Genomic DNA, 14,365 nt, shown 5'->3' with positions numbered 1-14,365 from the left:
TTTCTCCTCCGTTATATAGTATGTTTTATATAATTTTTTCCTTCCTATTGTCATTAAGTCAAAACTGATTTTAATGATAATAGCTTCAGATGATAGGAAAATAAAAATTCACTTGCTTCTAAATATTTCTTCGCTTCTAATGCATCTCTTCCCCATGCGGTTATTCCATGATTTCTAATAAGAACAGCCCCCGCATCTTCTTTTACAAACTCACTAAAGTTTTCCGCTAAAGTTGGAATATGTGCATAGTTATAGATGATTGGGATTGTAAATTCAGCATCCTCTTCCCATAAGCCATATGCTTTAATAATTTCCTGTCCTCTAAATGTAATCTTTCCTTTATCACCGTAGAGCTCTGATATAACATTATTGTCAACTGTATGAACGTGAAGGCTGCACCCAGCTTTTGTTTTATTAAAAATCTCTACATGTAATAATGTTTCTGCAGAAGGCTTTAAGTGAGTATCCTCAACCGGCTTTCCTTCTCCATTAACTAGTAAAAAGTCCTCATCTGTTTCCTTCGTCTTATCTTTACCACTTGCTGTTACAAGGAACTCGATAGGTTCATCGCTCACTTTTATCGCAAGATTCCCACTTGTACCTGGAAACCAATCTCGTTTTGCTAACACCCTCTTTATGTCAGCTAATTCTTCCCACCTTTGGTTGAAAACGGTCATGCCTTCACCTCCTCTAGCTTTTCTAAAATATTAATCACATCATAAAAAGTTGTAAAGGGCTGATGTGGCAAATGAAGGTCCTGACATTTTTCTAATAGCAAATCTCTTGCTATTACATAATCTGCTAGTTTTGCAGCTTGAAGATCCGTTATTGAATCTCCTATTACAATTTTTTCTTGAGTAGACTTTGTTAGCTTGCGGATAAGTGACGGCTTACAGCAACCGCAATCATTCGAACAAGAATCATCACAACTAAAAGGCCATTCTATTTGAATGTTTTCATTACTAAAATTCGCCCTATTACAATATATTTGTTCTTCTTCAATTAACCCTTGAAGTAATGGATAAACAAAAAAATCAATTCCTCCACTAACAATAAAAAGAGGGATATTGTTCTTTTTTGTATATTGAACAAATTCCTTAAATCCAGAACGTATTTGCGCATGATTTAAAATGTAGTTCACAATTTCGTCCTTAGAAGAAGATGGTAGTAATTGAAACATTTTCCCAACACCCTCTTGAATAGAGATTCTTTGTGATAATACATCATTTTTTAAAGCATCCCATTCTGGTGGAGCAAATCTTTTCATAATTGCAATAATATTATCAGTCTCTGTAATCGTCCCATCAAAATCACATATAATTACTCGATCACTCATTTACTCACCTCTTTGACACCCCAAAGATCTATGGCAAGTTTGAGATCTTCATGTACGTTCGCTGCTTCTTTTAAAGAAGTGCCTGCTAGAGTTGCGTCAATTGCTGATCGGAATGCTTGTCCACCGCCAATTGCTCCATTTGGATGACCATGAACACCACCACCAGCATTTATTATTGAATCTATACCGAAATCATTCATAAGCAACGGAACTAAACCTGGATGAATTCCTGCAGAAGGAACTGGAAACGATTGCTTAAAGGATTCTTTCTTCAGACAATTTTCTGCAATACCTAAGGCTTCTTTTCGATCTAATGCTACACTTCCATACGGAGAAGGGAATAAAGAGAAATCAGCACCAGATATTCGTAATAGCTTACCTAGTAAAAGTGAACTTGAAAATCCATATAAGCTGGATGCAGTAGAAGCTCCGCTCACAGCAGGGTGAGCCATAATAGGCACCGTTACATCCGGATCCTCTGCTAAGCTTTGTAGTACATCTAACCCGTATGCAAATACGTTAAACAACAAAACATTTGCACCAAGCTCTGAAGCTTTTTTAGCTTTATCTTTAAGATCAAATGTTTTACCAGACAAATTCACAGCATATAAAGCTTTATGTCCAGTTTCTTGAAACACCTGGTTTAATACCGCTTTACCAGCAAGAATTCGCTCCTCGAATGGAGTTAATGGATTATCAAACAGAATTTCATCGTCTTTTACTAAATCAACCCCACCCAATACTTGCTGTCTTAACTGATCTTTTAAATATTGTAAGTCACGACCAATTACACCCTTAAAAATACTCATTAATAAAGGGCGATTATAAACACCGACTAATTCCCGAATTCCTTGTACACCAAATTTCGGCCCCGGAAACGCTGCTTTCACAACTTCCGAGAACTCTAAATCAAGTAATTTTACTTCACCGTCTAGAGATAGCTTTCCGAAAACAGTTGTTAATATGGCGGGGAGATCATGAAAATAATTTATACTCGGATAAGCAATTTTAATTATTCCTTTAGTTACGATTTTTCCTAAAAATTGATTTGTTTTGTCACAAGATTCTAGCTGACTGACCTCTAGAACACGACCTTTATGAGCTTTAAGTTGCTCCTGTTCAAGTAATGGAAGATCTGTCCAGGAACCAACCGTTAATCCTAAAGCAATTCCTTCTGCTTTTTTATGTAAATCTCCTTTAGCATCGTGTACAAGATATGTAGCAATGACTTCACTCACTTAAAACCCTACTTTCTATATATCACGTTTTCTGAATCTTTCTATTTATCGTACTAATTCTATCATCTTTATTTAGTTTATGCATAACATTCCTTTTCTATTTTTTCTGTTTTTTTAAATAAAAAAAACCTCTTTGATAGATCAAAGAGGTTACTAAATGCATAAGTAATAAGCAATCTCCTTATCTATCAGCGAATGCTGCAAGAATTAGCACCGTGCTTAACCTAAGTTAAGTCGGTTGCCGGGCTTCATTGGGCTAGTCCCTCCACCTGCTCTTGATAAGAACGAAACGTTCATTTTTGAAATTAATATGGATTATGCCAGATCTCACTTCTACTGTCAAGAGGAAAAAATTAAGGCGTAATGTCTTAAAAAAGATTAAGGGCCTTAATTCTATCGGCAGCTTCTCTAAGCCGGTCCTCGGATGTTAATAAACCAACTCTAACGTATCCCTCACCATATTCACCAAAGCCTACTCCTGGTGCTACAACGACGTGTGCATGCTGAAGTAGAAAATCAGAAAACTCCTCAGAAGAATCAAATTGTTTTGGAACTGGCAACCAAGCAAAAAACGATCCTGACGGTGCCGTAACATCCCAACCGATCTCACGAACAGCTGTAATGAGAGCATTTCTACGTGATTCGTAACGTGCATTTAGTTCTTCAACACATGTTTGCGGACTAAGTAACGCATGTGCAGCTGCTTCTTGAATAGCACTAAATACACTTACATACATATGATCTTGCAATAAATTTATAGCTTTAATCACTGAAGGATTTCCAACAGCAAAACCAATTCTCCAACCAGCCATATTAAAGGTTTTGGAAAAGGTATAAATTTCGATACCGATATCTTTAGCACCAGTTGTTTGTAAAAAGCTAATTGGCTTTTTTCCATCAAAGCCAATTGCTCCATATGCAAAATCATGAACCACACAGATGTTATTTTCTTTTGCGAATGAAACTGTTTCCTCAAAGAAACTTTCGTTTGCCGTAGCACCAGTAGGATTATTAGGATAATTCAAAAACATTAGCTTCGCCTTTTCTACAGCGTCTTTAGATAAGCTCTTGTAATCCGGTAGGAACTGATTTTCGCTTAATAAAGGCATCACTTCCATTTTGGCACGTGCCAATTCTACTCCTGACCAATAATCCGGGTATCCAGGATCAGGTACAAGCACAACATCATCCGGATTTAACAAGCATTGAGGAACCTCAACTAACCCAGCCTTTCCTCCGAATAGAATCGCTACTTCACTAGCAGGATCTACCTCCACTCCGTACTCTCTTCTGTAAAAGGTTGCGACAGCTTCCTTTAAAAACATTTGCCCACGAAATGGCGAATATTTGTGATTTTGAGGATTTCTAACGGCTTTCTCCATTGCCTGAACGATATGTTCCGGTGTTGGTTGATCAGGGTTACCCTGACCTAAATTAATAACATCATGTCCCTGCTCTACAATTGTATTTACTTTTGCAACAAGACTGGCAAAAAATTGCTTGGGTAATGTATTTAATAAATGGGATTGCTCAAAAACTTTCATTTTCTACACCTACTCAAAAAATTCTTGAAATTCTAGTCACAAATCATATATTGTTAGAAGCAACTTGTAAAGTAAAAATTTATAAATGAAGGTGTGACTGAAAAAATGAAACCTATCATTGCATGTATTCAACTTGATATTAAATTTGGTGATCCTGATTTTAATTATGAGCAAGTAGAAGAAAAAGTGGCATTAGCAGTCGAACAAGAGAAACCGAACATCATTGTCCTTCCTGAGCTTTGGACAACTGGCTATGATTTAACTCGCCTTGATGAAATAGCTGATCATGATGGCGAGAGAACAAAAACATTCCTAAGTAACTTAGCAAAAAAGTATAATGTTCACTTTGTTGGTGGCTCTATTGCAAAAAAAAGCAAAGATAGCGTGACAAATACGATGTATATTGTGGACAATAACGGAGAGTTTATCCATGAATATAGCAAGCTTCACTTATTTAAACTCATGGATGAACATCATTTTTTAGTTTCGGGAACTGAAAAAGGGTTATTTGAAATAGGTGGACTGAAAAGTGCAGGAGTCATTTGCTACGATATCCGTTTCCCGGAATGGATACGCGCTCATACAACAAAAGGTGCAGAAGTATTATTTGTTGTTGCTGAGTGGCCTATGCCAAGACTTCATCATTGGAAAACACTACTGCTAAGCAGAGCCATTGAAAATCAATGTTATGTTGTTGCATGTAACCGTGCTGGGTCTGATCCAAATAATGAATTTGCAGGACATTCTCTCATCATTGATCCATGGGGAGAGATAGTAGCTGAAGCTAACGAAAAAGCCGGAATGATCTCAGCCGAAATAGACGCTGAAGTTGTCAAAAAGGTACGCAGTCAAATCCCAATCTTTGATGACCGCCTACCACAATTTTATCAATAAGAAACTTCACAAATATTTAGGCAATTCCCAATAATATATTGACAAAGATAAAGTAACATTGGTAATATCCTAATCAAGCGATATATTTTTCTAGAAAAGCATTAATTTTTCGAATACTTAATATGCTAAACATATACTTATGTTTTAAATAAAAAATCTCTTATCAAGAGTTGGCAGAGGGACTTGGCCCAATGACGCCGCAGCAACCGACCATATTTCATCTTAAAATGAAATAATACCTGGGACTTCCAGTTGGGCACGGTGCTAATTCCATCAGAAAGAAAATCTTTCTGAAAGATGAGAGGTGCGAAGCAATGACTTCAAGCCTCTTTCAATCTGGAAAGAGGCTTTTCTTTTTAGAAAAGCCTCCAAAAACAAAAAATTGGAGGATAAATAAATGTGTGCACATAAAAAATCACCTATTTACGAACCACTAACTGAAAATGGAGCAATTGCCTTAGCAAAGAAATTACAGCTGCTTTCTGAAAATAGTCAACTAACATGCAATGAAATTGGCGATGGAAATTTAAACTTAGTTTTCAGGGTGAAAGATCCAGAAAATGGAGAAAGCATCATTATTAAACAAGCATTACCATATGCGAAGGTAGTTGGTGAAAGCTGGCCGCTAACTCTTGATCGTTCCAGAATCGAAACAAATGCACTTCTTAAGCAAGCGGAATTTGTTCCACAATATGTACCAAAAGTTTTTTATTCAGACGAATCATTAGCAATAACAATCATGGAAGATCTATCACATCTTGAAATTGCTAGAGCAGCCTTTATTAGTGGAAAAGATTTACCACTATTATCTCAACATGTTGGAGAATTCCTTGCTAAAACATTGTTTTATACATCTGATTATGGAATGGATCAACATTATAAAAAATCATTGGTTCAACAATTCATCAACCCTGATCTTTGTAAAATAACTGAAGACCTTATTTTTACTGATCCCTTCTTCGATCATGAAACAAACGATTACGAGCCAGAACTTCAAGATGATGTAGAACAAATTTGGCAGGACAATGAATTAAAGGTTGAGGTTGCTAAACTTAAACAGATCTTTCTAACAAAAGCTGAAGCACTATTACACGGTGACCTGCATACTGGAAGTATTTTTGCAGATGAACAAGAAACAAAAATCATTGATCCTGAATTTGCTTACTTCGGTCCTATCGGCTTTGATGTTGGTCAAGTATTTGCGAATTTACTTTTTAATGCATTATCTCGAGAAACGAATAAACAACAAATTCTTTTCCATCATTTAGAGACAACTTGGGATGTGTTTGTAAGAGAATTTTCAAGATCATGGGATAATGATGGTTTAGAAATATATACGAAGTTAGACGGCTACTTAGATTATGTTTTAGAACAGATCTTTGAAGAAGCTACTGGATATGCAGGATGCGAATTAATCCGACGAGCAATCGGTCTAGCCCATGTAGCTGACCTTGACACAATTGAACCATATGAAAAGAAAATTTCTACAAAGCAAATTGTCCTAAAAATCGGCAGAGAGCTTATTGTAAATAGAAAAACAATTAAAAACACGCAACAAATTAGAGACCTTGTTAACCAAACAGCTTTATCAGTAATCTAAAACACATTGATCTATTCTACTAGTGGTTCAACACATTTTTTTAAAGGAGTTTTTTTCATAAAATGTTAAACGAAAATTTTGCCATTCCTCGTTCCGTCATATGGAAGGAAGATTATGTCTCTTTATTAAACCAACAAAAGATTCCACAGGTAACGGAATACCTTGAATTAAGAAACATTGAAGATGTGTGGGAAGCTATTCAATCTTTAAAAGTTCGAGGTGCCCCAGCTATCGGAATAACTGCTGCATATGGTTTAGCTCTAGCAGCTTTGCAGGATCAATCAAAATCATTTGAGGAGTTTCATCTAAATTTACAGAAAAGTCATGATTATCTCGCAAGCTCAAGACCAACTGCTGTAAACTTATTTTGGGCACTAGATCGACTTATGAAAAGTGTGTCAAATGTTCAAACAATAGATGAAGCAAAATCAACAATCCTTAAAGAAGCCATCTTAATTGAAAAAGAAGATGAACAGGTTTGTCAATTAATTGGTGAACATGCATTGAGCGTTTTCAAAGATGGAGACAGAATTATGACGATTTGTAATGCAGGATCCATAGCAACTGCAAAGTATGGTACAGCACTTGCTCCTTTTTACTTAGCCAAAGAGAAAAATATTAACTTAAGTGTTTACGCATGTGAAACAAGGCCTGTCTTACAAGGAGCACGTCTAACTACTTGGGAGCTTATGCAAGCAGGTGTTGATGTTACACTTATAACTGATAATATGGCAGCACATACGATAAAGTCCAAGGACATTACTGCAATTATTGTTGGAGCAGACCGTATTGCTGCAAACGGTGATACAGCAAATAAAATTGGAACATTTAATTTAGCACTTTTAGCAAAATCATTTAACATTCCTTTTTATGTTGCTGCACCTCTATCTACATTTGATCCCTCTATTACTGACGGAGATCAAATACCGATTGAGGAACGCAATCCAGAAGAGGTTACTCAGATTAACGGCATTCAAGTTGCACCAAAAGATGTGAAAGTGTTTAACCCTGCTTTTGATGTTACTCCTAATAATTTGATCGCAGGTATCATAACGGAAAAAGGAATAATAACTGGAGAATATACGGAAGAGATCAAAAAATTATTCTCCAATTAATATTTCTAATTAAATCCATCTATATACAATAAGGACCAAAGCCTAGTTTAACACTAGAGCTTTGGTCCTTTTTGTTTTTCAATTAAGATATTTTTTTCCTTTTCTGAAATAATATGAAGTTTTGATAGTATAGAAGTGTAAAAGAGAACTTTTTTTGGACGTTTGCTTTGATTCCACATATAACTTGCCCCTTTCTTTACCTTACGCAACTTTTTTCTCTTACTCAAATAATATGTTGCAAAGGAAAAAATGTGACAAGTAGTTAGTTGTTCCCTTGATAACCATGTTAGTGTTTAAATGCAATATTCTCATGAGTTAAAAGCTTAGCCTTTAACTCATTTTTATCTCCAGCATAACCGGTCAGCCTTTGATTCTTCCCTATAACACGATGACATGGGATAAATATTGGCAATTTATTTGCTTTATTTGCTTGCCCAATAGCACGTACAGCGTTCTTGTTACCAATTTTGACGGCAATGTCTTGGTAACTACAAACCTGTCCAATCGGAATTTGACGTAACTCAGTCCAAATCTTTTTTTGAAAGTCAGTGCCTTTTATCTCAAATGGTAGGTCAAAGTTTGATCTTCCTCCATAAAAATATTCATGAAGCTGTTTTACTGCTTCACGAAGGATATGATGTTGCCCATCTTCCACAAGCTTGTTTGCACCTTGAAATTCATTAAATTGTTCTATAGTTAAAAATAAATGAGTAATTTCTCCAAGTGTCGATACAATTGTAAGTCTCCCGATTGGGGAGTCATAATAAGTATAAAACATTTGTGTATATCCTCTTTACTATTTTTTTATTGTGTAATTGGAAGGGTAATATGAAATGTTGTCCCTTTCCCTTCTTCACTTTCAACCTCAACTTGACCTTGATGTTCCTCAATTATTTTATAGCTTACCATTAAACCAAGCCCTGTTCCACGTTCCTTCGTTGTGTAAAATGGTTGACCGAGTCTTTTTATTTTATCCTGCGAAATACCTGAGCCCCTATCTCTTATGGAAATTAAAAGCTGATCTTCATTTTTCCGTTTTACTGTAACATCAATTTGTCCTCCATCAGGCATTACTTCAATCGCATTCTTTAACACATTTATAAACACTTGCTTTAGTTGATTTGGTTCACAGAATAATAATGGCAAGTTTTCTTCAATATTTAGTTGCATCTGGACATTTACTAAAATGGCCTGTGCATTTAGTAATTCCATTGTTTCTTTTACAATTGTTCCAATATCTTTATTAGAATACTGAATAGCTTGAGGTCTTGCTAAAATTAAAAATTCAGTAATGATGGATTCTATCCTACTTAGCTCAGATGTAATAACATTAAAGTACATAGAAAAGTCCTCTTTAACACTTCCCTCTAGCAGCTGAATAAATCCTTTTAATGCAGTCATTGGGTTGCGAATTTCATGGGCAATACCTGCTGCTAGTTCTCCAACTACATTTAATGTATCTGATTTTCTAAGTTGTTCTTCTAACTCTCTTTTCTCTGTTACATCCCGAAAAACAGCTAGATTCATATTTTCATTAATATGATTCTTAAGAGCAATTTCTAAAATCATTTCTTCTCCATTTTCATTCGTATACATGATTTCTTGTATGTTCTCTTCATATGACTCTAGTGTTTTGTACACAGGGTCTGCATGAGCGTGTGAAAATAAAATATCACATATTCTTGATGATTTGATATCTTCCGATTTTAAATTCAAGATTTTTTTAGCTGTTTCATTGGCTTCAATGATTTCAAAAGAATGGTTAAATAAAATAATTCCATCCATTGCACCATCAAAAATACTACGAAATTTATGTTCACTTTCCCTTAATATTTTTTCCATCCGTTTTCGTTCACTAACGTTCCGAAAAATTGTTAAATGATGACCATCCAGTATGTCCATTTTAGAGGTAAACTCAAGCTCTTTGTTTTGTCCATTGGGCATATGGAAAAGTAATTCTTCCCTTATTGCCCCTGTATTAAAGTATTCGTTTTTCACTTTAAGAAAACTTGGAGAGGTTTGATCAACAAAATCCAATATGTTACGACGAACAAGCTCTGTTTCATTTAGCTCAAATGTACGACTTGCAGCCTGATTCACCTTCATAATTTGACCATGTTTATCCCAAATCATAATGGCATCTATCGCATTTTCAAAAACCTCTCGAAAACGTTCTTCACTTTTATATAGCTGTATTTCCATTGACCTTTTTTCTGTAATATCCCTCATAATGGCCATGTAAAAGCCATCAATAATGTTTGAAGTTGTTGTAAACTCGAATATTTTCTTACTACCATTTTTCAAGATAACAGGAAGCTCTCCTTTTGCGCTTCCATTTTCTTTTAACATCTTCCACAGGTTATCAAGTCTATATTTCTCATGTTCATCAATAAAATCCTCTAGTCCAAAAGAGTTCAACTGCATTTTCGTTATTTCAAAGCTTGCGCAAAAAGAACCATTCGCATCTATAAAATCACCGTTTTGATCAAAAATAACTATTCCATCCACTGCACGATGAAATAGATCTTTAAAAAGCTGTTCATTAATTGTACGCTCACGTTCAAGCATTTTTTTAAATGAAACATCTTTTATCATAGCAAGGTCATAACCGTTTATTGCTTTTTTCCGTAAGGAGATTTCTAAAAATTTAACCTGCCCATTATCTAATTTTACAATTAATTCCTTCCTAACTGGATCATCATGATAAATATCATCAATGACTTGCCTTATTTGATTGCTTGGAATAAGAGATAAAAAGTCATAGAGATTTCGTTTACATAACTCTTTTTTCTGCAATTGAAACATATGACATGCGGCGGAGTTTACATCTATAAATCTCATATTTTCATCAAAAATTGCAACAGCATCTAGTGCACCCTCTAATATATTTTCATGCTGCAGCAATTTAAATTTAAGCATTTCATTCTCTTTTTCTACTTGAGCCAATTGTGCTTTTAAGGCAACGATTTCGCGATCCTCCATCGTTTGCTTCAATCTTTTCACCCCTAATCACGAACTTTCTACTATCATGTATTCTACAAGTTATGGCATTGTCCTTCACCTATCTACAAAATGATAGAAAATGTTTCTTTTTTACTGTGAAGGTTGTAATATAGTAAAGTATTTCGACAACACTATTCGGTTTAAAGGAAAAGGCTGTCATCTATCTTACAAAAAGATGACAGCTTTATTACGTCCCCTAAAAAAGGAGCAGCTTTTTCGAAACATACTTTAGTAAGGTTTTTTCATCTACAAAGCTTTTCAAACAAGTATGTAAGAAACTATGTATATTTGTCTAAAATGAGTCTATCTGCAATCTTACAGTAGGGACTTTTTTGAAAAATGATACAAAGGTACCGTTTAAGCGTACCTCAAATTTGGGAAGAGAAGGATAGTTTAACGATTTAAAACTTCTGAAGGAAAGGTGAGCGCATGAAAAATCGTGTTAGCTATTTTGATAATGCAAAATTTTTATTAATTTTTTTAGTTGTTTTTGGTCATGTTATCCGGCCATTTATAGATGAAAGTCCAATCATGATGACTATATATAAATTTGTCTATACCTTCCATATGCCGGCCTTTATCCTTATCTCAGGATATTTCGCAAAAGGGTTCAAGAAAAAAGGATATGTAAGCAAAATCGCTAAAAAACTAATACTTCCTTATCTTATTTTCCAAGGAATCTATTCGGTATATTATTTTTTTGTTGAGAAACAAAATGCAAATGTTCTTGATCCACTAGATCCTCACTGGTCTTTATGGTTTTTAGTTAGTTTGTTTTTCTGGAATCTTTTTTTATTTGGTGCAACAAGGCTTTCCGCTAAATGGTCGCTTGCGATTGCCTTTATTATCGGGCTTTCAGTTGGGTATTTAGAAGATATAAGTAATTACTTAAGTCTATCTAGAACATTCGTGTTCTTTCCCTTATTCTTATTAGGCTTTTACCTAAGAAAAGAGCATTTTGACTATATAACAAGGGTGCATGTTAGAGGAGTCGCATTCTTCCTATTATCTATGACCTTTATTACGTATTTCTTTGCTGATTTTGATTATGAATGGTTATTTGGTTCAAAGTCATATGCACAATTCGGTGATCTAACCGTAGGTAGTGCATTTATTCGGTTAGGATTTTACAGTTTAACGCTTGTAACTTCTCTTAGCTTTTTAGCATTGATTCCTACAAAACAGACCTTTTTCACGGAATGGGGCACTAGAACATTTTATGTTTATCTGTTACATGGCTTTATCATTCAATATATGAGAAACACACATGTAGTAGATTGGATGGGAGATTTTCAAAGTATAGTGCTTCTAACAACATTATCTATACTTTTAACAGCAATTTTATCAACTAAGGTTGTAAAAGAATTAACAAGTCCCTTTATAGAGATAAAACCTTCAGGAATTCATTATTACTTAAAGAGCTTTTCACTTAATAAATAGACACTTCCTAAAGAACAAGTATTATGCTTGTTCTTTTTTAGGTTTGTTTTCAAAAAAACTTTTCCATACTATGGATACATGCCCACATGACACATATACGTTTTTAAAAAAATTTATGATACAATATGTAATTGTGGAACGAACCATTCTGTGGTTTTACTGTTTAAAAGCACAACAAGCTTATATAAATAAAATAATTGAAGTGGTGTATAAATAAAATGAAAACTGTTTTATCGACGCTTAATGCTAAGTATATTCATACAAGCTTATCAATCCGTTACTTAAAAGCTTATGCACAACCTGAATACGAAGTTGAACTGGCAGAATACACAATAAAAGATCCTGCCATGAATATCGTAACAGATTTACACGCTAAGAAGCCTGAAGTTATTGGTTTTAGCTGTTATATATGGAATATTGAAGAAACAATAAAAGTGATTAAAATGCTGAAGAAAATCAACCCTTCTTTGATTATTGTTTTAGGTGGCCCTGAAGTTACTTACGATACTAGAGAGTGGATGGATAAAATTCCAGAGGTTGATTTCATTATCATAGGTGAAGGAGAGCAATCGTTCAAACAGCTGCTGGATGAATTAAATGGGGAACAAAACTTTGATAATGTTAGTGGGATAGCTTACCGCGAGGAAAACAAGGTGCAGATTAAACCGCAACGAAACAAAGTTGACCTAAAGGTACTACCCTCACCATTTCGCTTTGAAGAAGATCTGAAACACCTTTCAAAACGCGTAACATATATTGAAACAAGTCGTGGTTGTCCATTTAGCTGTCAGTTCTGCCTGTCCTCCATTGAAGTAGGGGTTCGTTATTTTGATCGTGAAAAAGTGAAAGAAGATATTCGTTTTCTTATGGAGAATGGTGCAAAAACGATAAAATTTGTCGATCGTACCTTTAACATCAGTCGTAGTTATGCAATGGAAATGTTTCAATTTCTTATTGATGAGCATAAACCAGGTACTGTTTTTCAGTTTGAGATTACAGCAGACATTATGAGACCAGAAGTTATTCAATTTTTAAATGATCATGCCCCAAAAGGTTTATTCCGCTTTGAAATTGGTGTTCAGTCGACAAATGATGCTACAAACGAACTTGTCATGAGAAAACAAAACTTTAATAAGCTAACAAGAACTGTGACAATGGTAAAAGAAGGCGGAAAGATCGATCAGCATCTTGATTTAATTGCAGGTCTGCCTGAGGAAAATTATGATTCATTTAAGAAAACATTTAATGATGTATTTGAACTTCGTCCTGAAGAGCTTCAACTAGGTTTCTTAAAGATGCTTAGAGGCACAGGTTTACGCCTTCGTGCTGAACATCATGGCTATGTTTATATGGATCATTCTCCATATGAAATTCTTAAAAATAATGTTCTTTCCTTTGAAGATATTACGAAAATTAAACAAGTTGAAGATGTTTTGGAGAAATATTGGAATGACCATCGAATGGATGAAACAATTGAATATTTAGTAACACACCTTTTCCCATCCCCATTTGATTTCTTTCAGGATTTTGGGACATATTGGGATGAAAAAGGATGGACTAGAATTGGTCATCAACTCGAAGATTTGTATAAACACTTATATGATTTCCTTGGAAGCATTAAGAGAAACGAGTTAACAATTGCCAGCGGTTTTATGAAGTATGATTATTTACGAAACCAAAATTATAAACCTCGTAAGCCTTGGTGGAGTGAAACATTATCAAAGCAAGAAAGAAGTAAGATCTATCACTCAGTTCTAGAAAACCCTCTCCTACTAGGAGAAGAATTTGCTCAAAAACAGTTCTCTGAAAAGGATTTATTTAAACATACTGTTTTAGAAACTTTACCATTTAATTTAGATCATTACTTGAAGACAGGTAGGATTATAAATGAAAACTCTTTTGTACTTGTTCATTATGATGCTATTCATTCAAAGACAACCGTTTATACAGTACTTTCAAGTGAGCTTGATACAAAGGTTAGCTGAAGTGAGAGATTTTTCATCTCTCACTTTTATTTATTTGTTTTGTTTACCGTCTTTTTTCTCCGTTTTTTCATTTCCTGCTATTGCCTCATAAAGCTTCGATGCGTTAACGTCACCAGTTTCCTGACCAAATTCTTCTTGTAATATGTCAGTATCCATTGGTTTTTTATGATTTTGCATATCTTTACTTTTCATATTTTTCTTTTTTGTCAT

Annotated in this window: 12 protein-coding genes and 2 riboswitches; of the genes, 5 read left to right on the top strand and 7 right to left on the bottom strand. The window is 34.7% G+C overall.

The features are described from left to right. Positions 1-53: 53 nt before the first annotated feature. The 4 genes from ACEWK1_RS01170 to ACEWK1_RS01155 form a co-directional block, all read right to left on the bottom strand. Positions 54-677: a methylthioribulose 1-phosphate dehydratase gene (locus ACEWK1_RS01170; protein ID WP_212137437.1), complete on the bottom strand. Its 624-nt coding sequence runs from the start codon at positions 675-677 to the stop codon at positions 54-56. Continuing rightward, on the bottom strand, positions 674-1,336 hold the full coding sequence (locus ACEWK1_RS01165) for a 2-hydroxy-3-keto-5-methylthiopentenyl-1-phosphate phosphatase (RefSeq protein WP_212137435.1): 663 nt from the start codon (positions 1,334-1,336) through the stop codon (positions 674-676). The genes ACEWK1_RS01170 and ACEWK1_RS01165 overlap by 4 nt, the downstream gene beginning before the upstream one ends. Beyond that, a complete protein-coding gene (mtnW, locus tag ACEWK1_RS01160) occupies positions 1,333-2,574 on the bottom strand; it encodes a 2,3-diketo-5-methylthiopentyl-1-phosphate enolase (RefSeq protein WP_212137433.1) in 1,242 nt (413 codons plus the stop codon). The genes ACEWK1_RS01165 and mtnW overlap by 4 nt, the downstream gene beginning before the upstream one ends. A gap of 178 nt (positions 2,575-2,752) precedes the next feature. Beyond that, positions 2,753-2,859, bottom strand: a riboswitch (SAM riboswitch). A gap of 83 nt (positions 2,860-2,942) precedes the next feature. Continuing rightward, positions 2,943-4,118, bottom strand: a complete 1,176-nt coding sequence (locus ACEWK1_RS01155; protein ID WP_212137431.1) for a pyridoxal phosphate-dependent aminotransferase — start codon at positions 4,116-4,118, stop codon at positions 2,943-2,945. 105 nt (positions 4,119-4,223) lie between these two features. Here ACEWK1_RS01155 and ACEWK1_RS01150 point away from each other — a divergent pair, with 105 nt between their 5' ends. The 3 genes from ACEWK1_RS01150 (at position 4,224) to mtnA (ending at position 7,727) form a co-directional block, all read left to right on the top strand. Then, positions 4,224-5,012, top strand: a complete 789-nt coding sequence (locus tag ACEWK1_RS01150) for a carbon-nitrogen family hydrolase (protein WP_121661105.1) — start codon at positions 4,224-4,226, stop codon at positions 5,010-5,012. A 157-nt stretch (positions 5,013-5,169) separates the two neighbouring features. Further along, positions 5,170-5,316, top strand: a riboswitch (SAM riboswitch). 93 nt (positions 5,317-5,409) lie between these two features. Continuing rightward, the gene (gene mtnK, locus ACEWK1_RS01145) at positions 5,410-6,612 is read left to right on the top strand and encodes an S-methyl-5-thioribose kinase (RefSeq protein WP_121661104.1); all 1,203 of its coding nucleotides are present in this window, start codon (positions 5,410-5,412) and stop codon (positions 6,610-6,612) included. A gap of 62 nt (positions 6,613-6,674) precedes the next feature. Beyond that, the gene (gene mtnA, locus ACEWK1_RS01140) at positions 6,675-7,727 is read left to right on the top strand and encodes an S-methyl-5-thioribose-1-phosphate isomerase (protein WP_212137429.1); all 1,053 of its coding nucleotides are present in this window, start codon (positions 6,675-6,677) and stop codon (positions 7,725-7,727) included. A gap of 286 nt (positions 7,728-8,013) precedes the next feature. On the opposite strand, the gene ACEWK1_RS01135 is transcribed toward mtnA, so the two are convergent. Both ACEWK1_RS01135 and ACEWK1_RS01130 read right to left on the bottom strand, forming a co-directional pair. Then, on the bottom strand, positions 8,014-8,505 hold the full coding sequence (locus tag ACEWK1_RS01135) for a methylated-DNA--[protein]-cysteine S-methyltransferase (protein WP_212137427.1): 492 nt from the start codon (positions 8,503-8,505) through the stop codon (positions 8,014-8,016). 26 nt (positions 8,506-8,531) lie between these two features. Then, positions 8,532-10,721 carry a PAS domain-containing sensor histidine kinase gene (locus ACEWK1_RS01130; protein WP_269671092.1) on the bottom strand — a complete coding sequence of 730 codons (2,190 nt, stop codon included), beginning with the start codon at positions 10,719-10,721 and terminating at the stop codon, positions 8,532-8,534. 438 nt (positions 10,722-11,159) lie between these two features. On the opposite strand from ACEWK1_RS01130, the gene ACEWK1_RS01125 reads away from it, so the two are divergent. Both ACEWK1_RS01125 and ACEWK1_RS01120 read left to right on the top strand, forming a co-directional pair. Beyond that, complete coding sequence (locus ACEWK1_RS01125) at positions 11,160-12,170, top strand: acyltransferase family protein (protein ID WP_212137425.1); 1,011 nt, start codon at positions 11,160-11,162, stop codon at positions 12,168-12,170. Between the two features lie 218 nt (positions 12,171-12,388). Continuing rightward, positions 12,389-14,155 (top strand): B12-binding domain-containing radical SAM protein, encoded by a 1,767-nt coding sequence (locus tag ACEWK1_RS01120; protein WP_121661100.1) that lies wholly within the window; start codon positions 12,389-12,391, stop codon positions 14,153-14,155. Positions 14,156-14,185: 30 nt separating this feature from the next. Here ACEWK1_RS01120 and ACEWK1_RS01115 read toward each other — a convergent pair whose 3' ends face one another. Further along, entirely contained in the window at positions 14,186-14,365 is a 180-nt protein-coding gene (locus ACEWK1_RS01115) for a hypothetical protein (protein WP_121661099.1), read from the bottom strand.

It is taken from the genome of Metabacillus sp. YM-086 (assembly GCF_048059995.1).
Lineage (GTDB): Bacteria > Bacillota > Bacilli > Bacillales > Bacillaceae > Metabacillus > Metabacillus litoralis_B.
This window is presented reverse-complemented; position numbering and strand designations above follow the sequence as displayed.